This is a genomic window from Mucilaginibacter achroorhodeus (assembly GCF_007846095.1).
GTDB classification, from domain to species: Bacteria; Bacteroidota; Bacteroidia; order Sphingobacteriales; family Sphingobacteriaceae; genus Mucilaginibacter; species Mucilaginibacter achroorhodeus.
Genome location: NZ_VOEI01000004.1, coordinates 229,383 through 254,146, shown reverse-complemented (window position 1 = coordinate 254,146; position 24,764 = coordinate 229,383). Strand labels below are relative to the sequence as shown.

The window sequence follows — 24,764 nt, the reverse complement described above, 5'->3', positions numbered from 1 at the left end:
TTTTATAGAAGCTCGCGGTCGGCAAACTGCTGTATAGTATTCGGTGCGGTCATCAAAAAGGTTAGTATGCCTAACGTGCTTGCTGCTTCTAAATGTTGCGGAGAGTCATCAATAAATAATGTTTCTTCTGCTTTAAGGTTATTTTCTTCAAGTACCTGTTTAAAAATGGCAATCTCCGGCTTACGTTTTCCAATAAGGTGCGAGTAGTAAGTTTTTTCAAACAGGTGCTCGTTGTCTTCAAAACCAAAGTCGGTTTTAAGATAATCCATGATGTAATTGTAGTGGATATCGTTAATGTTGCTTAACAGAAACGTGCGGTATTTTTCTTTCAATTTCAGCAATAAGTCATGATTACCGGGCGCTATGCCTATCAATAAGCTGTTCCAGGCGTCTGTGATCTGCTGGTCAGTTACATCATTATTGCCGATCCTTTGTTTCACATAAGCGCGAAATTCATCGGCATTCACTTCGCCCCTATCAAACTTATCAAATATCTGGTCCTGCTGCCGGTGACCAAAAAACTCTTCATAATTTCGAATTCCCAACTGTTTAAAAGCTTCCTGACTGCGTTTAAAGTCGATGGAAAAGATCACATTACCGTAATCAAATATAATGTTTTTGATATTTTGCATGCTGGCTTGTTTGTTGTTGCAATTATATTGCTTTCTTATTATTTCTTTTAATGCTTAGTATTAATTTTTGGCACGATGGTAGTGTATAAGCAGCGTTACCACACATTGTTGCGTAAACAGAGGTATATATCATTTGATACTGATCTGAATTAGATTACGTGATACCAAAAATGCTGAATTTATTGTATGTATAAACTACTTGCCGCTGCGTTTCTATGCTTGCTTACCGCTGCCAGCCATGGGCAGAATGCAACTACAATAATACCGAGCAACAATACCGTTAGGGATACATCAAAACAAACGGATTTGATAGACATTTACCGGTCGATATTCAAACCCAAGGCAACGAAGCCCCGTTTTTCTGAAGATAAAACTGTTTATTTTTCAATATTGCCTTTTGGCGGGCAGGTGCCGGGTGGTACAGGCAAAGCCCTTATAACCAGTACAACCGCAGGTATATACCTTGGGCCAAGACAAACCACCAACATATCGAGCGCAACGTTTACACCTTACCTAAATTTTAGGGGCAGATTTGGTTTGCCGCTGCGCACAAGTGTTTGGCTTCCAAATAATGAATGGACCATACAAGGAGATACACGGTTCCTGGTTTACCCGCAGTATACCTGGGGTTTAGGTAGCAAAAACGGCTACCTGGATCGAACTTTGGTTGATTATAAGTATATCCGGTTTTACCAAAGCGTTTTAAAACAAATAAAGCCCTACTTGTTTGCTGGTGTAGGCTATAACCTGGATTATAGAATAAACGTAAGAAGCGATGATCCAAATGTCGACCTGAAGGAGTTTACAGGTTATAATTATGGCGTAAATGGAAACTCCTTTTCATCGGGTGTCACCTTGAATTTGCTCTATGATACGCGTAACAACTCCATTAATCCCTTGCCAGGAGCATATGCCAATATCGTGTATCGGGTTAATCCCAAATTTTTGGGTAGCCAGGAAAACTGGACATCAATATATATCGATGTCCGCAAATATATGTCTATGAATCCCGGTAATCCAAACCAGCAAAATACCCTGGCGTTTTGGTCTTACTTATGGAAAGCATTTTCAAACAAAACGCCATATCTCGACTTGCCGAGCATTGGATGGGACCCGTACAACCGTTCGGCACGCGGAATAGACCAAAACAGGTATCGCGGCAGAACGCTGCTATATTTTGAGACCGAGTATAGAAGGGACATCACCAGAAACGGCTTGTTAGGCTTTGTGTTATTTAGCAACATCAACACCGTAAGCGGTTCTAAAAGCCTGTTTACATCCTGGCATCCGGCCGCCGGTACCGGGCTTCGCGTTAAGTTTAATAAAGGAGCCAACACTAACGTGGGTATTGATTATGGATTTAGTCAGGGTTACAGGGCAATCATGCTAAACTTGGGCGAAGCTTTCTAAACAATGGCGTTGAATGTGAGATTGTTAAGAACGATGAAAGCTGAGCAAGTAAAAACTTTGAAAAAAACATGGCCCTGCTTTGGTGAATTGCTATCAAATGTGTAATATTGCGCCTCGAAAATAGCGAATATTTTCAGCGCCTATAGCTCAGTCGGTTAGAGTAGAAGACTCATAATCTTTTGGTCCCTGGTTCGAGCCCAGGTGGGCGCACAAACTTGCCTATGGCAAGGTGTCGAAACCCCTTAAATCACTGATTTAAGGGGTTTTTTCATTAATTATCCCCTTACTAACCCTTTGTAAAGCCAAGGTTCTCGTTACCTATCCGACTACCTGTTTTTTGTTTTTACCTTAGGTAACACAAATCGATTCAAGCGATTGAAATCCATTTAGTTACAGCGATAATAGTTGGTCAAAAGCCCCTTGTTATACTTTGCTTTTGTTACCTGTGTGTTACCTCAAAAAATAGGATGAAGTATGAAACATTAAAACTCAAAATTTAAATTTATGCAAACATCACAGTCGTTCGGTATTCATTTTACCACTCGTCCGGACAAAGCCAAAGACGGAAAGGAGCCTATTTATGCATGCGTGACCGTTAACCGCCAGCGCGCTTACATCGCCTTAAAGCAGAATGTTGACCCCAAAAATTGGGATAGCGGTAAGGGGGCAGCCAAGGGTAACAAAGATGAAGTCAAATCTATTAACAATTACCTGGAGGAAGTTCGGTTGGCCATTGGAAGTAGTTATAAAGAATTACAGTTAAAAAGAAAGATGCTTTCCGCCAGAGCGGTTAAAGATTTGTATCTCGGAGCTGAACAGGAAGTTTACTCCATGAGCCGTCTTTTCACCTATCACAACGAATCATCCACGACTGACCTGAAATGGAGTACCTTGAAGCATTATTATGTAACTCAGCGTTATTTAGTGAAGTTCTTGGATATACAGTTTAACGCCAGTGACATTTACTTACATCAACTGGATTATAAATTTGTAAAGGACTTCGAAGTTTTTCTAAGAAATCATAAACCAAAAGACCATCAAAAGCCGCTCAACAATAATGGCGTAATGAAACATATCATACGCCTAAAAAAAATGGTGAACCTTGCGCTTAATCTTCAATGGATAAGTAACGATCCTTTTGCCACCTATAAACTGAAAATTCAAAAGGTGAACCGCGAACAATTATCCGAGTTAGAACTTAAAGGCATTGAGGATAAGAAGTTTGGCATTGAGCGTTTAGAAATGGTCAGGGACATGTTCGTCTTTTGCTGTTATACAGGCTTATCATACGTTGACGTCAGCAACCTGGAGCCTGAACATATTGTAACCGGAGCTGATGGAGAGCAATGGATCAGGACGTGCCGTGAAAAGACACTCATACCTGTAATTGTTCCGTTACTGCCTAAAGCCTTAGCTATCCTTGACAAGTATAAAGACAATGAACGCGCTTTATATGACGGCCGCGTGTTTCCGAAAATATCAAACCAGAAGGTAAACAGTTACCTCAAGGAAATTGCCCATCGTTGCGACATTACCAAAAATGTAACATTTCATATTGCCAGGCACACCTTTGCTACGACCATAACTTTATCTAATGGTGTACCTATAGAAACAGTAAGTAAAATTCTAGGGCATACCAAGATAACTACTACGCAAATATATGCCAAGGTTGTTGAGCGCAAATTGAAGGAAGATATGCAAAATCTTAAAGCAAAATTATCAAAGCTTTAGCTGGATTTCTTATGTCATAAATAGGCGTCTGTTGATAATGGTTACTTTTTAACATGGCTAAAACATACAATAAAGTTATGTATCTTTATTTTTCATAGGCCTTACACAAGTGCTATTAATGGAAAATATTCTTGAATTAAAAACTATAAACAGCCTCCAAGAAAATAACTTTTTTATTCCATCATATCAAAGGGGGTACAGGTGGAGTAACATTGAGGTAATTGATTTATTAAACGACATTGCTGATTTCAAACCACGTCAGGTTGAAGATAGTGATGAAAAAACATGGTATTGTTTACAGCCTATTGTAGTCAAACGTAAGGATGATGGATTATTTGAAGTTATTGACGGCCAGCAACGGCTTACGTCAATATATCTTGTCTTGCACTATTTAAATCAGATTTACACTGAAGAAAACCGTCAGAAACTGTTTGAACTGCATTATGAAACTAGATCAGGTTCAAGCACTTTTTTAAGCAAGCTTAAGAAGGATGTAAGCAGTGATGATAATATTGATTTTTATTATATATCAGAAGCTTACAAAGCAATCACTCTTTGGTTCAACAAACCTAATTTCAATAGAAACGATTTTGAATCAAAATTCAAGTTCAATACTAAAGTAATTTGGTATGAAAGTTTTGAAATTGATCCTATTGCGATTTTCACACGGATTAATATTGGTAAGATTCCTTTAACAAATGCCGAATTAATTAAAGCGCTATTTCTCAATAGTTCAAACTTTGAAAAAAATAAGGACCGTATTAGATTAAAGCAACTTGAAATTTCTACGGAATGGGACACCATTGAACATGCTCTTCAAAATGATAGATTTTGGTATTTTATTAATGGGAAAAAAGCTTCGACAAATCGTATCGAATTCATTTTTGACCTTATGAACGATGAAAAAGACAACACAGATACCTATTCAACATTCAGATTTTTCAATAAGAAATTCCAAAACAAGTCATTTAGCGTAATTGAAAAAAATTGGGCAGAAATTAAAAAATATTTTCAGCGTTTCAATGAATGGTTTCAAGAGAGAGATCTATATCACAAAATTGGATTTCTAATCACCACTGATAGCTTAACTATAAAAGATTTATATGAAGTTTCAGCTAACAAAAGCAAATCCGAATTTAAAGAATTTCTTGATGATACGATAAAAAACAATTTTAAAGGAGTATCACTCGAAAATGTTCAATATGGTGATAAAAGTGTAAAAAGGATTTTGCTTCTATATAATATCCTGACTATGCTGAGTAACAAAAAGGATAATTCCTTTTTTCCTTTTGACATATTTAAGAACGGAAAATGGGATATCGAACATATAACTTCTGTAAAAGATACTATTCCCGATAATAAAACGCAGTGGCTTACAGACGCAAAAGCGTTTATTGATACGGATAAAAAAGAAGGCCGCCAATTAAAAAGACGTGCCGATGAATGCGATTGTACAGATGAAAATGTGTTTAACAGCTTGTTCACGGACATAGTATCACATTTTAACTCCAATCTTAAAGATGAGGACATTAACGATATCTCTAACCTCACACTTTTGGATTCAGAAACTAATCGGGGATATAAAAACGCAGTGTTCCCACTTAAGCGTAAAACTATTATTACTAGGGAAAAGGATGGAACATTCATACCATTATGTACCAAAAACGTCTTTCTAAAATACTTCAGCGACTACCCACCTAAAATTTCTTTTTGGACACAAGAAGACAGAGATAATTATTTTAAAGATCTCGAAAAAGTTTTAGCAAATTATATTAATCGGTTTTAGTATGAATGAGAACAAATACAGAGGGACAACATTGGATTTTTGGCAATTACTACAGAATCAAAAAATTGAAATTCCTATTATTCAGCGAGACTATGCACAAGGTCGTAAAGATAAGAGAGAACTTAGAGACAACTTCTTAACTGCACTTTATGACAGTTTGGAAAAGAATAATTCTATTAAGCTTGATTTTATTTATGGCAGTAATGAAGATGGTGCATTTCAACCTCTTGACGGTCAGCAACGATTGACAACTTTGTTTTTGTTGCATTGGTATGCCTTAAAAAAAGATAGTGGTAATAATTCCGATGATGTTCAATTACTTAAAAGATTCACATATGAAACGAGAATCAGCTCACGTGAATTTTGTAATGCTATAGTTGATAACCCTATCGGTATAGAAGAAAATAAAATTTTAAGTGAAAGTATTATTGATTCTTCGTGGTTTTTTCTATCATGGAAAAGTGACCCAACTATTGATGCAATGCTTCGCACAATTGACGATATCCATGCAAAGTTTTTTAATATAGAAAATCTTAGAGTCAAACTTTCTACTGCCAGTGGCTTAATATCTTTTTATCACGTCGAATTAGAGGACATAGGCCTTACTGATGACCTCTATATAAAAATGAATGCTCGTGGGAAATTGTTATCTCCTTTTGAGAATTTTAAAGCAAGTTTTCAAAAACTAATAATTGACAAAAATTGGGAACAATCTAAAGGCTTTTTAGACACTTTCGCATGTAAAATTGATACCATTTGGACTGATTTATTTTGGCAGCATAGAAAAGAGAATAGTATTGATGAAGCATTTATGCGTTTCATTTCTTGTATCGCAATGCTTCGCCAATCGCTTGAAAAATCTGATGATAGGATAAATACTATATCAAAGCTTCAAGAAAACCCTAATAATGTACGAGCCGAAATTTTTTCGGAAGAGGGGTTTTTATTTTTATGCGATTGTTTTGATCTGTATTCAAATTTGTTTAAAGAGAATATTGATATTTCTATAAATATGCCCCTTTGGCAGCATTCTCCAGACGGAACGTTGTTTTCTGCGTTAGTCTTTGAGGATAATCAATTTTCTACTTTACAAAGAAATAGCGCATCCTACTCTCAAAAGATATTGTTTTATGCCCAAACCGAATATTTGCTTCGCACACAAAATTTTAATCGAACATACTTTCTCGACTGGATGCGTGTGATACGGAATATTGTGTCACGTGGTGATATTTCAAAATATGGTGATCGTCCAGCGATAATACGAAGCCCACAAGCCTTTGATGGTGTTGTCAATTTAATTAACGAATTAGCAGAAGGATGCGGAAATATTTACCATTTCCTAGCTCAGAAAGATCTAGTCAAGTCGGCATTTGCGAGGGAGCAGATAGAGGAAGAAAAGCTAAAAGCGAAACTCATACTTCATAACTCAAGTTATAAGGAACCTATGGTGCAAATAGAAAACACTAATTTATTCCAAGGCAGAATTGACTTTGCACTATTCACCATTGATATCGATAAAGACAACCTCTCTTTAGATGAAAAACTTCTGTCTGATATTCATAAGGTAATTTTGAGGAACTTTGAGGAAGACATAAATGATGATTTTCGAAGGGCAATGTTAACGATTGAAGTAAATGGCCACTACAAATTTTACGAGTATTGGTGGTCTTTTTGGAACGTTGTAAGTGCTCATAAACGCTGTCTTTTCGATAAATACAGGGAACTCGAATATTTTATTTATGGCAATTACAAAAACCGTGATGAATATAAAATTTATTTTAAGAAACTATTACTAAATCTGGTTGGTGCTGATTTGAAATCAATTTCTCAAAACTTTGCACCTCCGCCCGATATGCCTCTGTGGAAGATACGTCTCATAAAAGAACCATTATTATTAAACGAAAAGTGCAAGTCACATTATATAGCAATTCCTGAAGATGAAAGTTGTTGTTATTTGTTGAAAAGCCTTCGTCCGAGAGATTTAGACGGCTGTGAAAAGATTGAATAGTACATGGCCAGAGACAATTTTAGCCAAAATCTTACCAGAATATTAGCCGAACGCGTTGGATATCTTTGCAGTAATCCTAGATGTCGTTGTTTTACAGTTGGACCTAATGAGAACAGAGACAAATCTACGCGCATTGGTGAGGCGGCTCATATCACAGCAGCGTCTCCTGGTGGCCCGAGATACGACAATGATTTAACTAGAGAACAAAGAGCTGACATAGGAAATGGAATATGGTTGTGTAGTAGTTGTGCAGACTTGATAGACAAAGACTTCGATAATTATCCAACACCGCTCTTGAAAAAATGGAAATCTGATGCTGAATTAGAAATGTATCAGAAAATAAAAGGAAGTAAAGACGTTGGCGTTGTAAGTGTCAAAGGGCGGCCTTTCTTAGATGCTGACTTAAGATATAATAGCAGTGGTCGTAGATCACAAGGTTATAGTAATAAAAACCCTGTAGAGAAGGATAAAAATGGCAATCCTGTTATGATAATTGGATTTGCAACCAAACCAATAATTCATTGGAAATTAAATTAAGAATACACACTCTTTCTATATAATAATTCAAGTTATCCCGCTTTTAATATAAAAGTTGAACCCAGTTCAGAAAAAACCTTTACCCGGATAACAGAACTTCCTAAAACTAATAATTTAGAGCAAATGGGAAAATTAGAAATCTCAGCCGAATTTGATTATTTCATTGAGGGGACCCACTTAGAGGCCGATGATATTTTAGAAGGCAAAATTCCGGAATTGTTAGAAGGACTATCATTAAAAATTACTTATCAAGACGAACAACGTAACGAGCATGTTACGCAAGTTAGTATTCGCAATCAGGAAATTTTTAATGAATATTAAAGTAATACTATACCAAACCCAAGTCTAATATTTTTTAGATAGCTTTCTTCATTTAAGGTCTTTCACTAAATTATCCAATGTTTGATAATTTTTTGCTTTTAACCCTGTATTGTACTTAAAAATTACTGAATATCCATTTTGACTTCGTAACTGCGGCCGATTATCTATACCTAACTCATATTCGCCTTCTACAACAAAAGCAATCTTAACTTTTAATGGCAAATCGTGTACATCTGAGATTCCCAATAGCTTTGTTCTTATTGCATCATTAATAAGGTGAGTTCCCTTGGGATCTATTGCCCATAATGTTTTGGGATTTGACCAGTACAAAAAATCAGGGTAAAATGTACTTGTTCCTTCCCCAATTTGTGCAATTGGGATTCCATATCCTACTTTGGAAGGGTTTCTGCACCATGGTAAATCTTGATTATCAAGACAATCTGCTAGACGAATCTCGAAATTGTTCATTCCGTTATAACTTTCGTGTAACGCATTATTGTAGGTTCTCACCTTGTATCGCTCACGCTTATTTTCATCGTCAGTAAAAAGGTCTGGAGAAATTAGATTGAAAGGTTTAATCGTGAAAACTTGATCAGGTTCAAATTCCAATCGAAATTCATTATTTAGTTGTTTAACAATCGTCGATATTGAGTTATTCAATATTGTCATCGCTGGTGAGCCCGCTTGCATTTTTTGCTTCATTCGCTTGTCCTCTTTAACAAATGAAGTGAAGCAAGTTCCGTTTTTTCGTGCTATTCGCGAATCTATAGCTCCCAAACGTCCAATGACATACTCCCAGACTGATATTTCAGCGTTATCCTTGCGCTTTTCATCCTTTCTTAATGAACCATCTTCTTTATTTCGACGTATATCAATAACCCTTGTACTTACACGGCCAGAAGCCTTTAAATTATCTTCTGCAAACAAGGGTATGTTTGACAACAGAATATCATCTAGGACTTGTAAATCTTCACCAAAGGATTCCGAAACCTTCGGCAAGTTAACAATCGACTTTGTAGGTGCCTCTCTAGAAAGCTTGGGTCGTGTAGACGATCCTTTAATTGCGATTATTTCATAACCTTCATTTGATAATTCATTTTGCGTGTTGCGAACAACAGTTGCGAAATCTTCATCAGGTACATTAAAATAAAAATAAGCGGAGTTTAAATCACTATCATCAAATGGCAAAGCATTTGGTTGACGTAAAAAGCGGCCAATCTTTTGCGAAATGTCAGTTAATGATTTCGCCTCACCATCTAAATAAGCTACATATGCCCAAGGCTCGTCCCAACCCTCCCTAAGAGAAAGGTTCCATATTAAATGTGTATAGCCTTCATTTCTGAGTGCTTCAGGGCTTTTTTTAGCTTTATATGTATCTATCAATTGTGACCAAGGCGCATTTGGGTTAGCTTCCAGTAGAGCTTTATCTACGTTGGATAAGTGAACAGCTATCCGACTGGGATTTACAGAAAGATTTTGAGTTAAATAATCCCAAATTTCGAGACCAGCTGTAGTCGAATTTACAATACAACATATAACCGGTTGTTCATTGAATGCTTTTAATTTGTCTGTAATTTCAAGCCATTTTTTATTCGCTTCAGAAAGGGCGTCTAAACGTGTAGTATTACAATCAACTAAAAACAATCTAGTTTTTAACAAACCTGCCTCAGCCACCTCTTGAGTTGGTACAACGACTGTTTGTAAATTTAGTGCTGCAGACTTGTCGTCAGGAGTACGGCCAGGTAACAATTCTCCAAGATCTTCTGGTAATTCTGATGCTGACGCAAGAATAAACGCCCGAGGGTGAAGGTCCTTTAGTCTATTAAATTGAGCCTTAGTGCCTCCATGGGCCTCATCATACACTATATATAAATCTCGAAGTCTTCCATTTACACTATCACCAGCTAGCATTTCCCAGTGGCTCGTTTCACCTCTATTTTTGTGGACGTTCAGCACATCGCCGTCACGATTGAATAACGCTACAGTTGATAGTATTATCGTCAAACCCGTCTTAGCATTACAGACTTCTTCCCAATCTAACGATGTCATCTCTGACAAATTATATATGTTTACCTCTTCAGGTAAAAGCTTGCTATACTTACCTCCAGATGAAAGATTAGCCTTTGTTTGTGAAATTACAGCACCACGGTTTGTCGTCCATAATACGATACAATCAGATAATTGGGAAATGCTGCTCGCCAACATAGGCGTTTTGCCACTACCGGTTATTGCTTTAAGCCTACATAAGAAAGGTAATGGTTCGCCAGTATCTTGATTGAACTGCTTTTTAAATGGCGCCGCAGGATATGTGGCCAGCATTTCAGTAAGGTCAGCGGCAGCACGCAGCTGAAAAGGTTTAAGTTGATCTTTATTTAGTTGCACTATTAATCCTCTTCTTCTTCTAATAAATTAAGTCTTGCCAAAATTGAATCAGGAATTTGCTGAAATCGATATAATTCATCGTTTATTGGCGAAACATTTGCAACGGCATAAATGTAAACTGGCTTTGTAACACCAGCTAAATCAGCTTCTTTCATAATTTCTGATCGAATTGACTTTGTTAAAACCTGATGACCATTTGTATTACCAGGTTGCCATACCAAAGCTATACCATATCCTAATCTAGTTTTGCCTATTAGATATTGGTAACCATCCATTCTACAATCCTGCCTGTTTGAATCTTCTTCTACTATTTGCAATATGATATCTGCCAGATTTTCCCGTGTCGATTCCATAAGAATCTTTTTGCTCAAGCTTTTTTTAGCTTCATAGAAAGTAAAACCGGCATCATATGACTTATGCTCTTTACCATCAAACCAACCACCGCTTATCACACGACGTAATCGTTCAGCAGTTAATCGTTCAGTATAAAGCTCACGAGGGATTTTTTTATTTGTAGGATCGCCGTTTTCAATCAAAACGAATCTCCGGTTACCGTTATCCTCTGAATTCATCTCCAACACCGCATGCCCAGTTGTACCACTTCCAGCATATGGATCTAGTATTAGAGCATTAGGATCATTCCAAGTAACAACTGAAAAAAGGCGTTTTAAAATTAAATGATCTTTTGGATGCTCAATTGCTGCATCTATGCCCAAAATAGACTTTAACGTCATTACCGACTGTCGTGATTCTTTTTGAATTACGCTAGTTATAACATCATTCTCACGGCCCTCAAATAAATATTTTTTAATTTTTGGTGTGCCTGTTCCTTTCCAAACAATTCTATTATCCTGATCAAGCTCAATGAATCTTTCAGGTGTATTAATACGCCAGCCTTTGGGTGGAGTTCTAACTTTAATTCTGGTATCAGGATGTAAAACGTCAAAATGATGAGGACCAACTCCCTTTGGCCATGTCGGATCATCTTCTTTAAACGGCCCTAATTCTTTGTATTTTTCATCAACCCCTACGTATTGCCGTATAGTCCATAACGCGTTCTGTTTGTCTATTCCCTTAACAAAAGATTTTAATCCCAATGAGATTTCTTTTAAATTATCCTCATGAAGCTCAATTAACCTTTGAAATTCCAAAGAGAATTGTTCTAAACCAGGTTTGGGTTCTCGCCACTTTCCCTTTTCTCTAATCAGTTTATCCAGGGATTCTTTATCACGTGCCCATAGCAGCATATACTCGTGACCTTCAGAAACGAACCGTGCGTCATTTTTTCTAGAACGTTCCCATATTAAGGTCGCAATCCTGTTTCGTTCTCCGAACATTTCTTCCATTAGCATCCAAAGCCTTGGGAGCTCGTGTTCATCAATGGATGCAATAAGAACACCAGTTTGTTTCATTAATTTCCTTGCAGCCCAAAGTCTCGGAGCAATATGGTTGATCCACTTTGTATGCTTTGAAGGATCATCTAAAGAGACCCCTTTTTCAACACGATTAATTGCTTTTTTTAATCGTGCAACTTCTGATTTTGAAAAGCGGTAATTGTCATTATATATAAAAGTATCACTGCCTGTATTATAAGGGGGGTCTATATATACGACATCAAAGCCACTTTTTGGCCCCCCTCTATACTCAGTAAGAAGTGATCTCATGACAGCAAGGTTGTCCCCATCAATAATCCTATGTACACCACCTTCAGGAGACGGAAAACTTTTCTCTGATACTTGTTTGATCGAAACCGGTGTTACATTTTCTGCTAAGAAGCGATTCCTTCCTTGCCACATCAATGCTGCATCGTTTGATCCAGTTTCCGATATGTTTGAAAACGCCGCGTTAAGGTTTTTTTCCTCCTGTAATTCTTTTATAAGATGAATAAGTTGCTCCTTATCAAGGTTTTGCATACTACCGTTCTCATAAATAGTTGTATTTCCCATTGTTTTTAAAAGTAAAAAAAAACCTTAAACTTTCTTTTGTTAATAGTCAAAATGTAGTAAATCAGATGATTAAAAAAAATTCAAAAAATCCGATAAAATACAATTTGCTAAAAATTTTAGTAAAAATAAGAAATAATCTGGTTCACATATTAAAAATTAAATTTTCGCTTGATCTGTTATACTGTATTAAAAATTTGTGGTTGAAACAATATATAAAATATCCTACCTCGTACATGAGGTGTGATAAATTTATTTTGCCTTTCTTCACATTTGCCTTTGCTAAATTTTAAGCTATGGCAAATCATAATGAAATCCAACATGACTTTCCTAAAGTAAACCGTGATCAGCTGATCACGGTTCAGGACTTGCTCGACTTTAAGCAACAGCTAATCGTAGACATTAAGAAGCTACTGAAAGAACAATCCGGTCAGCCCGGCCACCAATGGCTGAAAGCTTTCGAGATCAAAAAAATGCTTCGGCTCTCGGAAAGCAAGCTGCAATATCTCCGGGACAAAGGCTTGATCCCTTTCAAAAAACTGGGTGGCATCACTTATTACAATTCCGAGGAAATTGAAAAGCTGATGGCCTCCGGCAAGTTGAATGATCAGATGAAGATGGCATGAAACGCAAGGCCAAACGCACCGTTCCAAAACTCTCAAAGGAAGTCAGGGAAAGCAGCAAAAATCTTCGATCAGTTCATGATGGAATGGGAACTACTATGCCACCAGATAGAGATGTCTTACTGATCTATTTCGACCAAAAAGGCGAAGGTGAATTGGCTGAAAAGTTCTACTACGAACATGATAATCGAGGATGGAAAACGCTGACCGGCGGCATGATTTATAATTGGAAAGTTTGTGCAGCCGAATGGATCTACAACTATCGGCAGGAAGTAAAACGGAGATGGAGACAATCACCATTTTATAGTGAATCATTTTAAGTTGATGACGTTGAACAAATCCAAATCGAGGGCTTTGCAAAAGGACGAGATTGCATTTTTAAGCAATCAGCAAGATAAACGTTTGTCGGACAAACGGATCTTGCCCTCCCTTCCGAAGTCAGTCCGGGAGCATGGTAAAAACCCTCCGAAGTCGGATTTTTAAAGAGACAGAAGGTATGGAAAATGAGGAAGAAAACCGTGAGCGAAAGATCACCACGAGGTTCAAACCAGGTGAGTTTTTGCTAATTGACCGGCGGTTTAAAAAGACACGCTTTCGCAAAATGAGCGAATACATTAGGAGTGTTCTTTTAGAAAAACCGATCACGGTAAATTATCGTGACAAGTCCATGGATGAGATGCTGGAAGAGCTCTCCTTGCTGCGCCGTGAACTCAATGCCATTGGCAATAATTTAAACCAGGCTGTACGTCAGATCAACGCTGCGCATGGCTCCGCAGACAATCGTTTGTGGCTGTCATTGATGTCGATTATCGGAACTAAAGTAGACCCGGCTATTGCCCAGATCAAAGACCGGATGCAAAGCTTTTCAGAGTTATGGTCGCAAAAATTAAAACCGGACGAAGCATCCTCGGTGCAATAAATTATAACGAACATAAAGTTCGTTTGGGAAAGGCTGAATTGCTCCTTGCACAGGGCTATTTGAAGGAACCGCATGAACTTACTTTTAGTAACAAGTTGGAACGGTTAACAGACCTGACCAAACGGAATGAGCGTACCCAGGTCAACGCCCTGCATGTCTCGCTGAACTTTGCAGTTGGTGAAAATTTAGATAAGGTTACCCTTCAGCAAATAGCCGATGCGTACATGGAAGGTTTAGGATTTGGTGCGCAACCCTACCTCGTTTATCAGCACCAAGATGCCGGTCATCCGCACCTTCATATCATTTCGACGAACATAAAGCCGGATGGTAACCGGATCAGTTTTCATTTGCTGGCAAATAAAGCATCAGAGCAATCACGAAAGCAAGTCGAACAGCATTTTGGGTTGGTGAAGGCAGAAGAGCAAACAAAGGGTCAGGGGCTTATTTCTTCTTTAAAATTGGAACAGGTCGCCTATGGCAAATCAGAAACTAAACGAGCGATTACCAATGTAGTTAACGAGGTGTTGCGAAACTATAAGTTTACAAGTTTGCCGGAATTGAATGCGGTATTAAATGGATTTAACGTAGCTGCTGACAGAGGCTCAAAAGAATCCAGGATGTTTGAGAAAAATGGTTTAGTGTACTGGGCTTTGGATCATAACGGCGGCAAAATCGGCGTGCCAATCAAAGCAAGCAGTATCTACGGGAAGCCAACATTAAAAACCCTTGAGAATCGATTTACCCTGAATGAAGTGTTGCGGAAAACATTGAAGGAACAACTGAAAAGCAAGGTCGATACCGTCCTTACCAGTTCAGTTAGCACAAAAGAATTTCAGCTCAAACTTAAGGCACAAAAGATAGATGCGATATTCAGACACAGCGACGAAGGCAGAATGTACGGTGTTACGTTTGTCGACCATCACGCTAAAGCAGTGTTTAACGGCAGCGATTTAGGAAAGAGCTATAGCGCTAACAGCCTATCCCAATACTTTTCCCAATCAGTTGTTTCGCGTGAGGAACTTCAGCGGACGGGCTCTCCAGTTAACCATACTAACATAAATACTTCAAATATTTATGCCGATCAGCAATTGGAAGGCAGGTCCATCATAGATGCACTTTACCAGGAGGAAAGGCAAGATATGGCTGCGATCGGCAGGCTTCAGCAAAAAAAGCGTAAGAAAAAACGCAGAGGACATTCACTTTAAAAATTTCAATCATGCAAACAGGTGAAAATGAACAAGCATTAAGAAGGATCATTGACTTTACCCGGTTTATCAGCCTGGCCATATTGTTCCTTCATTTCTACCTGACATGCTCTAGGGCATTTCAGAAATGGGGTTTAACCCAATCTATTGTAGACAGTATCTTACTTCCAGTCTCCAAAATGGCCATTTTCAAAAGTACTATGCTGGCTAAGCTGGCCGCTTTGATCACGCTGATGATTTCATTATTGGGTACTAAAGGTAAAAAGGATGAGAAGATCAAAGCCCGTAGCGCCTTGGCTTTTGCCGTGATCGGTTTGCTGCTTTATTTTTTGAGTGCGGTATTTTTAAAGGCACACTACTCATTCGCTGTGAGGGCACTGCTTTATATCAGCATTACTTCGTTTGGCTACCTGTTTATGTTATCAGGGATAAGTGCGTTATTTAGAATTTTAAAGCTTAAGCTGGCTAATGACATTTTTAATAAAGCCAACGAATCATTTCCCCAGGAAGAACGCTATTTGGATAACGAATACTCGATCAACCTGCCTGCGGTTTATCATTACAAAGGAAAGGTGCGTAACAGCTGGATCAATATTATTAACCCCTTTAGAGGCACACTTATCGGCGGTAGTCCTGGCTCCGGTAAATCCTATTTCGTTATCCGTCACATCATCACCCAGCATATCAGTAAAGGATTCTCTATGCTGATCTATGACTTTAAATACGACGATCTCACCAAGATTGCTTATAACGCATTGCTGAAATACGGGCACTTATATAAGGTCAGGCCTACCTTCTACGTCATCAATTTGGAACAGATAATGCACCGTGCTAACCCATTAGAGCCGGAAACCATGCTGGATATCACGGATGCTATCGATGCCAGCAGAACGATTATGCTCGGGTTAAATCGGGAGTGGATCAAAAAACAAGGGGATTTCTTTGTCGAGTCGCCCATTAATTTTATTACCGCGATCATGTGGTTTTTAAGAAAGTACCAGGACGGGCGCTTTTGTACTTTGCCACACGTTATTGAGCTGGCACAGGTGGATTATAAAGATTTATTCGAAGTGTTGTTGCAGGAGCCCGAAATTGAAGTCCTGATCAATCCATTTATTTCTGCCTGGCAAAATGAGGCTTTTGAACAGTTGGAAGGCCAGGTCGCAAGCGCCAAGATCAGCTTAGCCCGATTGTCTTCACCACAGCTTTATTACGTATTGAGCGGCGATGATTTCTCTTTTGACATCAACAACCCAGACGAACCGAAGATCGTTTGCCTGGCTAACAACCCGCAAAAGTCGCAGGTAAACGGCGCTGTGCTGTCTCTATACATTAACCGGATCAATAAGCTGGTCAACCAAAAGAACAGGCAAAAGTGCAGTATGATCTTTGATGAATTTCCAACGATCTATTTCAACGGAATTGATCATCTCATCGCCACGGCCAGGTCGAACAAGGTAGCGGTTACACTTGCCGTTCAGGATTACAGCCAGTTAAAAAAAGATTATGGACGCGACCAGGCTGAAGTTATCATGAACATTGTTGGCAACATCGTTTGCGGTCAGGTCACAGGAGATACAGCAAAACAACTTTCCGAACGTTTTGGCAAGATCAATCAACAAAAAGAAAGTGTATCCATCAACAGCCAGGACACTTCGATCAGCAGATCAACACAACTGGATTTCGCAATTCCCGCTTCTAAGATTGCCGGACTTTCTTCAGGTGAATTTGTGGGCATGGTGTCTGATGATCCAACCAATAAGATTGAATTAAAAGTATTTCATAACGAGATACAAAATGACCACTTGGCACTCAACAAAGAGGAATTGGCATACAAAACTATTCCCAGTGTAAGGAATATTGATCAAGCTACTATTCTTCAAAATTATCAGCAAATAAAAGACGACATTAAGGTAATTGTACAAAGTGTGATTGTTAACTCTTAAGAAATAACACCAAACGTCATATTAACGTAATATTGATTTAATATGAACTTTTTTGAATAGCGTGTTGTAACACGCTATTCTTATTTTGCGTAATAAGAAATACCCTAATAGCCTTATCCTTACTTATATGCGCACCATCACCGAACGCTTCTATAGTGCTTTAGAAAATCAATTAAACGAAATTTCTACGAACGGCGAACCTCTGGCCGAACAATACAAAGCCTCGATCATACTTTGCAAAAAGGCGATGGCAAAGCTGAAAAGCTATATTTCCAGTTACTCTTTCGAAAGCGTTGACGACGAGATCCACTTTTTCAAAGAAGTAAAGCCGATGTTTTACAGCAAATACATCTATTTTATCAGTGTCTACAACTTTTTGATGAAGAGGCCGACAGGTGCCGAGGATCATCTGAAAGAATACATCAACTCCGAACTAGCAGATCTTAAACGATACTTCGACCACAACGCTGCCTTTTATCAATATTACCGGTCCGGCTCAACCCAAATGGACCAGGTTTACTTTACACGTGGTGGATTCGATGTACATGTGGAACTGGAGAAGTTTGAAGAAGATGAGGTTTACTCAACCAGCCATGACTATAAGCTCGCCAACATCATTGCTAATGAAAAATACCAGGACTTCCTGAATATCGAATTGCAGAAAATCAACAATCATGATGAGCGTCCACCTGAAATGAGCATCGAATTACCCCTCACCTGGACTTTTAGCAAAACGGATCTTATCGAGCTGATCTATGCGTTGGTTGCAGCAGGTGCTTTTAATAACGGCAATGCAGAAATTAAATCGGTGGTTAGTTTCTTTCAAACCGTTTTTCACATTGATTTGGGCCAGTATTACCATAAATATACCGACATCACCAGGCGAAAGAAGGATCGTACATTGTTGTTAGATAAATTGAAGTTGTCGCTGCTCCGAAAAATCGACCAAAAACTTGATGAAGATGGCTCAGTTCAACAAAAGCTGAAATTTTAGTATTTTGTAAAAGTTTGATTATTAGTTAATTAAAAAAAATTTATCCTACCTTGTACATGAGGTGTGATAAATTTTTTGGAGATAGCCCAACCTTTGTTTCAGGGATCGCTGCATGGTGCAGATGATCTTTAAAACAAAGCGGTATGTTGTCATCAATTTCCTGGCAGCAGTATTTTGCGGCCATCGCTATCATCAGTGTAACCTACTACCTGTATGTACTTCTGCGTTACTATCAGCGCGAGATCTCAAATCTCTTCACATCAAAACAGCAAAGCGCGGTAATGTCGCAAGGCGGCTCCATTTCACCTACGGAACTGATGGGTGCCGCCCGTCCGGACAAGCATGTGCGTATTGTAGAGGAACAGGAACTACAATTCGCCGACGAGGAATTAAATGAAAGCCTGGATTCAACTGGCGATTTAACCGATTCAAACAACAACATTACAATTCCGGAAGCGCAACTGATTGGCGAAACTGATAATCTTATTGCAGCTTTTAAGGATGTAGACAATAAATCCGAGTTCCTCTCTTTGCTAAAAATACTTATAGGATCATTTCAGCCGTATCAGGCAGAAATAGATTTTTCCAAGGTTACCACTCATGTGATCAGCCAGTCCGCTGAGAATTTACTATTTGATCTTACCGCGGATGAATTACCAAAATGGAATTAATTAATCATTTATATAAATCTTAAAAATCGGTTATCATGAAATCACAGCAAGTAAAAAGAGCATACAGCGTAAAACATGCATTAAAAACGATCTGCGGAATGTTGACGTTGATGCTGATCAGCTTTAGCTTATATGCACAAGACGGTAATGCAGGTATCCAGGAAGCAACAACGCAGGTTAAAAGCTATTTCACCACCGGGACCACTTTAATGTATGCTATCGGTGCCTTGGTGGGTTTGGTCGGTGCGATAAAGGTCTATAAGAAGTGGAATGACGGGGAACACGATACCGGGAAAGTGGCGTCCAGCTGGTTTGGAAGCTGCATCTTTCTCGTGGTTGTTGCTACCGTACTCAAATCTTTTTTTGGTGTTTAATGCGAATTACCATGGCACTATATCATATTAATAAGGGGATTAATAAGCCGATAGAATTTAAAGGGCTGAAAGCACAATACATTGGCTACCTAGCTGGCGGGCTTGTTCTTTTACTTGTCGGGTTTGCGATCATGTACCTGGTAGGTGTCCCGGTGACGTTTTGTGTCATCATGATCGGTGCGCTTGGAAGTCTGCTTTTCTATCAGGTATTTAAGCTAAGCCATAAATATGGTCAGCATGGTTTGATGAAGAGATCGGCAAAGCGTTACCTGCCAAAATACCTTCAGTTTAAAACGCGTCAAGTTTTTTTACGATTAAAACGAACATCATGAGATCACATAGTAAAGCAGAGCAGGTGTTTCCTGTTTACAAGGTTCAGCATGACTGTATGCTTTCCGCACAGGGCGACCTTACGATTGGATATGAGGTCACACTGCCAGAGATATTTACTTTGTCCAATGACGAGTATCATAGCTTTCATGAAACCTGGATCAAAGCGTTAAAGCTGCTCCCAAAGAATTGTATCTTTCATAAACAAGATTGGTTCTTAAGCGAACGATATGGAGCGCGCTTTCAGGTCAACGGTGAAACTCAGGTAAAAACCTTTCTATCTCATTCGAGCGAAAAGCATTTTCATGAGCGGCCCTTTTTACATCATCACTGCCATATATTTCTGACTAAGAAGCCAGAAAAGTTCAAACCTTACACCAGTGCGGTCAGTACGCTGATGCGTAAGCGGATAGTTCCTAATCAGACTACTTCCGAAGAGTTGTTTCGAGACTTTTTAGACAATGCCGGACAGTTTGTTAAAGTACTTGAAGATAGTGGCTTAATTACACTGCGACGCATAGGTGATGACGGGCTGGCCGGTACACCAAAGTCAGCCGGTGTTCTCGAACAATATTGCTTTTTGCTTAATAAAAATAGTGGTGCCCTATTGAAAGACATCCATATCCAGGATGAAATACGCATTGGCGGTGATTACTGCCAGCTATTCACCCTGAGTGATGCGGAAGACCTGCCGCCGCTCTGTGGCCCGAGGATCACCTTTGACAAGTACAGCACGGATAAAACCAAATTCAGCACCGGCTTTGCTTCACCTATAGGAACCTTATTGAGGTGTAACCATGTTTACAATCAGTTTATTTTTATTGAAGACAGCACACTAACGTTAAAGAAGCTGGAAGCCAAAAAACTCCGCTTACAATCCTTATCGGCTTATTCTCGGGAAAATGCGATCAGCCGCGATGCTACCCACGAATTTTTGAATGAAGCGATCAGCCACCAGCGTTTACCGGTAAAAGCACACTTCAACGTTATGGCCTGGACTGATGACCGTGCAGAATTGAAAGACCTTAAAAATAAGGTGAGCTCGGCTTTAGCTCAAATGGATGCCCAACCGAAGCAAGAAACTGACGGAGCACCGCAGATCTGGTGGTCTGGACTACCAGGCAATGAAGCTACATTCCCCATGAATGATACCTTTGATACCTTTGTTGAACAGGCTACCTGCTTTCTCAACTTAGAGACCAACTACCAGTCAAGTATCAGTCCGTGCGGTCTGCGTTTAGGAGATCGGTTATCAGGTAAACCGGTTCATGTGGATATCAGTGATGAACCGATGGAAAAGGGAGTCACGACCAATCGCAATAAATTTATTTTAGGGCCATCCGGCAGCGGCAAATCATTCTTTACTAATCACTTGCTGCGAAGCTATTTTGAGCAGGGCGCTCACATCGTATTGGTGGATGTTGGTCATAGTTACCAGGGATTGTGTGAATTCGTCGGAGGTTACTACTTCACTTATTCAGAAGATAACCCGATCAGCTTTAATCCCTTCTATATAGCTCAAGGTGACTACCTGGATACAGAAAAGAAAGAAAGTATCAAGGCCATGATCCTTGCATTATGGAAGAAAGAAGATGAAGGTGTTCAACGTTCGGAATACATCGCAATTTCCGACGCCTTGTACCACTATTATGAAAAGCTTAAGTCAAATCTTGATACATTTCCTTGCTTCAATAGCTTTTATGAATTTCTGGCGGGAGACTTTTATGAGGCGATGAAACAATCAAAAGTCAAAGATGAGCGTTTTGATATTGATAACATGCTGTTCGTATTAAAGCCATATTACAAAGGTGGTGAGTATGCTTACCTGTTAAATGCAAGGGAAAACCTCGACTTATTGCACCGTCGTTTTATTGTTTTCGAATTAGACAATATCAAAGATCATCCCATTCTTTTCCCGGTGGTTACACTGATTATAATGGAAACCTTTGTGTCCAAAATGCGCAAACTGAGCAAGGCTACCCGGAAGATGATTTTGATCGAGGAAGCCTGGAAAGCCATTGCGCGTGAAGGCATGGCAGAGTACATCAAATACTTATTTAAAACGGTCCGTAAATATTTTGGCGAAGCCTTGGTGGTTACCCAGGATATTGAAGATATAATTAGTTCTCCGGTGGTTAAACAGGCCATCATCAACAACAGTGACTGCAAAATTCTTCTTGACCAGCGCAAATACCAGAATGACTTTCCTAAAATTCAGCAGCTCTTAGGGATCACGGATAAGGAGACGGCGCTGATCATGAGCATGAACCGCAACAACGATGAAAAATTCAAATACAAGGAAGTATTTATCAGTCTCAATGGTCAACTCTCAAAAGTGTATCGTACAGAAGTAAGCCGTGAAGAGTACTGGACTTATACAACGGAATCAGCAGAAAAAGCAAGGGTTCAAGAGTATGCTAGAAAGTATGGGAGCATTCAGCGCGGCATCGCAGCAATTGTCCAGGAAGAAATTGAAAAAGTAGCTTAACCAAATATTATTATGAAAGCGTCGATCATTTATTTTCTTGCAATAAGTTTCCTATTCGCAGGCTGTGGTAACAGTGAAACAAATAGTGATTTTTCAGGCAGTTACGTAAACAAAGCTCAAAGCGAATACAGTATTGCTTTTGACACTCTTATCCTTTCCAAAAAATCAGAACTAAGCTACGAGATTGAGCGGAAAACCGGGTTTCAAAAAATTAGAAACGGTTCAATTATGGCAAAAGAATTTAAATCTGAAAGATGGTCAGCCCAATGGAATAAGGACAATATGTTTCTGTCTGAAACAGAATTAGGCAGACAAATTACCTTTAGTGAAGATGGGAAATCTTTGAGCTTAAAGGGCACAGAGTACTTAAAAATCAAGTAATTAATCTCGTTTTAATCAAAAGTGAACTCTCATAGAAATGAGGGTAAGGGGGACTTTTTATGAAAAATTTTAAGGTAATGCCGGCGATAATTATTGCTGCTTTAATGATGCTATCAGCTCCTAAAGTTCATGCGCAGTTCCTTGTGGGTGAAGTCATAAAGCTGACGGTAAAGAAGGTGATCAAAGCCATAGATCTCAAAGTGCAACGGATGCAGAACAAAACCATTTGGCTGCAAAACGCCCAAAAGGTATTGGAGAATGAACTTTCTAAAATAAAATTAACTGAGATTTCCGGGTGGACAGAAGCTCAAAAGCAACTATATAGCGGCTATTATACTGAATTGTGGAAGATCAAATCTACCATTGCCTATTACCAACGAATAAAAGAGGTCACCTTGAAACAGGCAGCCCTTGTGGGGCAATATAAGAGAGCCTGGGGATTGTTTCAGAAAGATAATCACTTCAGACCTGATGAGATTTCTTATATGCAAAAAGTTTATAGTGGCATCCTCGATGCGAGTGTTCAAAATCTTGATCAGATATTATTAGTCATCAATGGTTTTAAAACTCAAATGACCGATGCCGAAAGACTCGAACTGATCAACCACGCCAGCGACCAGCTGGACATCAACTATAATGACTTGCAGCAATTTAATAATCAGAATCTGAGAATCTGCCTGCAACGGAGCAGGGATTTTGCTGATACGAAATCAATAAAAGCTTTATATGGAATCAATTAATAAGATTAAGCATTGTGCAGATCTGATCGGCCGAAAAAGCAAAGCGTTGCTTGGTTACGCAATCATGACCGCGGCGGCAACGATGTTGGTATCTGACGCTCATGCGCAAACATTCGCCGAATGGTTCTCGCAGAAGAAAACGCAAAAAAAATATTTGCTACAGCAGATAGCAGCATTGCAGGTTTACTCCGGCTATTTAAAACAGGGCTACAAGATCGCGAATGGTGGCCTGGGCTATATCACTGGATCGCTGAAAGAGGAATTTAACTTGCATTCCACTTATTACGACAAATTGAAAGCGGTCAATCCGGCTGTAAAGAACAACCCGCAGGTAAATGATATAATAACCTGGCAGAGGGATATTTTACGGTCTATCAGTGAATTGGATAAAGTCAGCTATCTATCCGTAAACGAAAAGCAGTACGTAGGTAAAGTAAAAGGCACCCTTCTATCGGATTGTGACGAACAGATATCAGCCCTGCAAGTGCTGCTGACTAATGGAAAATTGGAAATGAGCGATGATGAGCGGATCAGCAGGTTAAATACCATTCATCTGACTATGCAAAGCAACTATCGGTTTGCTGCGGACTTTTCCGGGCGGGTAAAATTATACGGTGTTCAAAAGCAACAAGAGACGAAAAACTTAAGCTACAGCAAGTACATATTTGGCATACGATAATCATCAAAATATGAAAAGGCGCATCAAAGTAATATGGTCGTTTGGCATTCTTATCTCCTTTATGGTGCAGGTTTATTTAGCTAAAGCACAGGGACAAGAATTACAGCAGCTGTTGCTGAATATAGAGAAGCTAACGCAGCTTAAAAGCATTCTGACCGATATGAAAACCGGTTATCAAATCTATCAAAAGGGTTACAGCACGATCTCGTCATTATCGCAGGGCAACTTTAATTTACACGATGTGTATTTGAACGGCTTATTACAAATTAATCCGGCTGTCAAGAATTATGGCAGAGTTGCCGAGATCATGTCCCAGCAGGCGAGTTTGCTCAGTGAATACAAAAAAGCTTATTCCAAGTTCAGACAAAGCGGCTCATTTTCTGGTGGCGAACTGGATTACATGGGTAAAGTCTACAGCCAACTGGTCAAGCAGAGCCTGGATAATATCAACGAACTGACCAACATATTGACAGCCTCTAAATTAAGAATGTCGGATGACGAGCGGATCAGGGCGATTGACCGCATATATGCAAGTTCAACCGATAAACTTCAGTTTCTTAGATACTTCAACCGCAATGGCATTTTGCTTAGCCTTCAACGAACGAAGGAGACCGGGGATGCAATCAGCTTAAAAAAGCTTTACGGTATAGATCACTAAATCAGT

The 24,764-nt window shown here is 39.1% G+C and carries 23 protein-coding genes and 1 tRNA gene; 21 read left to right on the top strand and 3 right to left on the bottom strand.

Translation table 11 applies throughout. The annotated features are described in order from the left end of the window. Positions 1-2: 2 nt before the first annotated feature. Entirely contained in the window at positions 3-632 is a 630-nt protein-coding gene (locus FPZ42_RS12930; RefSeq protein ID WP_146272037.1) for an HAD family hydrolase, read from the bottom strand. Positions 633-818: 186 nt separating this feature from the next. On the opposite strand from FPZ42_RS12930, the gene FPZ42_RS12925 reads away from it, so the two are divergent. The 7 genes from FPZ42_RS12925 (at position 819) to FPZ42_RS12895 (ending at position 8,425) form a co-directional block, all read left to right on the top strand. Then, on the top strand, positions 819-2,042 hold the full coding sequence (locus tag FPZ42_RS12925; RefSeq protein ID WP_146272035.1) for a BamA/TamA family outer membrane protein: 1,224 nt from the start codon (positions 819-821) through the stop codon (positions 2,040-2,042). Between the two features lie 136 nt (positions 2,043-2,178). Continuing rightward, positions 2,179-2,252 (top strand) — tRNA-Ile (locus tag FPZ42_RS12920). Positions 2,253-2,546: 294 nt separating this feature from the next. Continuing rightward, the gene (locus tag FPZ42_RS12915) at positions 2,547-3,773 is read left to right on the top strand and encodes a site-specific integrase (protein ID WP_146272033.1); all 1,227 of its coding nucleotides are present in this window, start codon (positions 2,547-2,549) and stop codon (positions 3,771-3,773) included. 118 nt (positions 3,774-3,891) lie between these two features. Beyond that, the gene (locus FPZ42_RS12910; RefSeq protein ID WP_146272031.1) at positions 3,892-5,559 is read left to right on the top strand and encodes a DUF262 domain-containing protein; all 1,668 of its coding nucleotides are present in this window, start codon (positions 3,892-3,894) and stop codon (positions 5,557-5,559) included. A 1-nt stretch (position 5,560) separates the two neighbouring features. After that, positions 5,561-7,567 carry a GmrSD restriction endonuclease domain-containing protein gene (locus tag FPZ42_RS12905; protein WP_146272029.1) on the top strand — a complete coding sequence of 669 codons (2,007 nt, stop codon included), beginning with the start codon at positions 5,561-5,563 and terminating at the stop codon, positions 7,565-7,567. A gap of 3 nt (positions 7,568-7,570) precedes the next feature. Further along, entirely contained in the window at positions 7,571-8,104 is a 534-nt protein-coding gene (locus FPZ42_RS12900) for a hypothetical protein (protein WP_146272027.1), read from the top strand. Positions 8,105-8,227: 123 nt separating this feature from the next. After that, positions 8,228-8,425: a hypothetical protein gene (locus FPZ42_RS12895; protein ID WP_146272025.1), complete on the top strand. Its 198-nt coding sequence runs from the start codon at positions 8,228-8,230 to the stop codon at positions 8,423-8,425. 48 nt (positions 8,426-8,473) lie between these two features. Here the strand turns inward: FPZ42_RS12895 and FPZ42_RS12890 are convergent, their stop codons facing one another. Then, positions 8,474-10,807 carry a DEAD/DEAH box helicase family protein gene (locus FPZ42_RS12890; protein ID WP_146272023.1) on the bottom strand — a complete coding sequence of 778 codons (2,334 nt, stop codon included), beginning with the start codon at positions 10,805-10,807 and terminating at the stop codon, positions 8,474-8,476. Between the two features lie 2 nt (positions 10,808-10,809). Further along, positions 10,810-12,753, bottom strand: coding sequence for a site-specific DNA-methyltransferase (locus FPZ42_RS12885; protein WP_146272021.1), 1,944 nt, complete (start codon positions 12,751-12,753; stop codon positions 10,810-10,812). A 293-nt stretch (positions 12,754-13,046) separates the two neighbouring features. Between FPZ42_RS12885 and FPZ42_RS12880 the strand changes: the two genes are divergently transcribed. The 14 genes from FPZ42_RS12880 to FPZ42_RS12815 all read left to right on the top strand — a co-directional run bounded on the left by FPZ42_RS12880 (position 13,047) and on the right by FPZ42_RS12815 (position 24,758). Then, positions 13,047-13,376, top strand: a complete 330-nt coding sequence (locus FPZ42_RS12880; protein ID WP_117381989.1) for a helix-turn-helix domain-containing protein — start codon at positions 13,047-13,049, stop codon at positions 13,374-13,376. After that, positions 13,373-13,693, top strand: a complete 321-nt coding sequence (locus FPZ42_RS12875) for a hypothetical protein (RefSeq protein ID WP_146272019.1) — start codon at positions 13,373-13,375, stop codon at positions 13,691-13,693. Before FPZ42_RS12880 ends, FPZ42_RS12875 begins: the two co-directional genes overlap by 4 nt. 176 nt (positions 13,694-13,869) lie before the next feature. After that, positions 13,870-14,292, top strand: a complete 423-nt coding sequence (locus FPZ42_RS12870) for a plasmid mobilization protein (protein ID WP_186458762.1) — start codon at positions 13,870-13,872, stop codon at positions 14,290-14,292. Beyond that, entirely contained in the window at positions 14,247-15,497 is a 1,251-nt protein-coding gene (locus tag FPZ42_RS12865) for a relaxase/mobilization nuclease domain-containing protein (protein ID WP_146272015.1), read from the top strand. Before FPZ42_RS12870 ends, FPZ42_RS12865 begins: the two co-directional genes overlap by 46 nt. Before the next feature lie 11 nt (positions 15,498-15,508). Continuing rightward, the gene (gene mobC / locus FPZ42_RS12860; protein ID WP_146272013.1) at positions 15,509-17,443 is read left to right on the top strand and encodes a conjugal transfer protein MobC; all 1,935 of its coding nucleotides are present in this window, start codon (positions 15,509-15,511) and stop codon (positions 17,441-17,443) included. Between the two features lie 85 nt (positions 17,444-17,528). After that, the gene (locus tag FPZ42_RS12855) at positions 17,529-18,437 is read left to right on the top strand and encodes an RteC domain-containing protein (protein ID WP_146272011.1); all 909 of its coding nucleotides are present in this window, start codon (positions 17,529-17,531) and stop codon (positions 18,435-18,437) included. 143 nt (positions 18,438-18,580) lie between these two features. Next, positions 18,581-19,108 (top strand): hypothetical protein, encoded by a 528-nt coding sequence (locus FPZ42_RS12850; RefSeq protein WP_146272010.1) that lies wholly within the window; start codon positions 18,581-18,583, stop codon positions 19,106-19,108. A 98-nt stretch (positions 19,109-19,206) separates the two neighbouring features. After that, entirely contained in the window at positions 19,207-19,482 is a 276-nt protein-coding gene (locus tag FPZ42_RS12845; protein WP_391561007.1) for a DUF4134 domain-containing protein, read from the top strand. A gap of 11 nt (positions 19,483-19,493) precedes the next feature. Further along, the gene (locus tag FPZ42_RS12840; RefSeq protein ID WP_146272006.1) at positions 19,494-19,814 is read left to right on the top strand and encodes a DUF4133 domain-containing protein; all 321 of its coding nucleotides are present in this window, start codon (positions 19,494-19,496) and stop codon (positions 19,812-19,814) included. Continuing rightward, the gene (locus FPZ42_RS12835) at positions 19,811-22,300 is read left to right on the top strand and encodes a TraG family conjugative transposon ATPase (protein ID WP_146272004.1); all 2,490 of its coding nucleotides are present in this window, start codon (positions 19,811-19,813) and stop codon (positions 22,298-22,300) included. Before FPZ42_RS12840 ends, FPZ42_RS12835 begins: the two co-directional genes overlap by 4 nt. A gap of 12 nt (positions 22,301-22,312) precedes the next feature. Next, positions 22,313-22,681: a hypothetical protein gene (locus tag FPZ42_RS12830; RefSeq protein WP_146272002.1), complete on the top strand. Its 369-nt coding sequence runs from the start codon at positions 22,313-22,315 to the stop codon at positions 22,679-22,681. Positions 22,682-22,740: 59 nt separating this feature from the next. After that, a complete protein-coding gene (locus FPZ42_RS12825; protein ID WP_146272000.1) occupies positions 22,741-23,421 on the top strand; it encodes a conjugal transfer protein TraI in 681 nt (226 codons plus the stop codon). Then, complete coding sequence (locus tag FPZ42_RS12820) at positions 23,408-24,100, top strand: hypothetical protein (RefSeq protein WP_146271998.1); 693 nt, start codon at positions 23,408-23,410, stop codon at positions 24,098-24,100. The genes FPZ42_RS12825 and FPZ42_RS12820 overlap by 14 nt, the downstream gene beginning before the upstream one ends. A 61-nt stretch (positions 24,101-24,161) precedes the next feature. Next, positions 24,162-24,758: a TerB family tellurite resistance protein gene (locus FPZ42_RS12815; protein WP_146272246.1), complete on the top strand. Its 597-nt coding sequence runs from the start codon at positions 24,162-24,164 to the stop codon at positions 24,756-24,758. Positions 24,759-24,764: the final 6 nt, after the last annotated feature.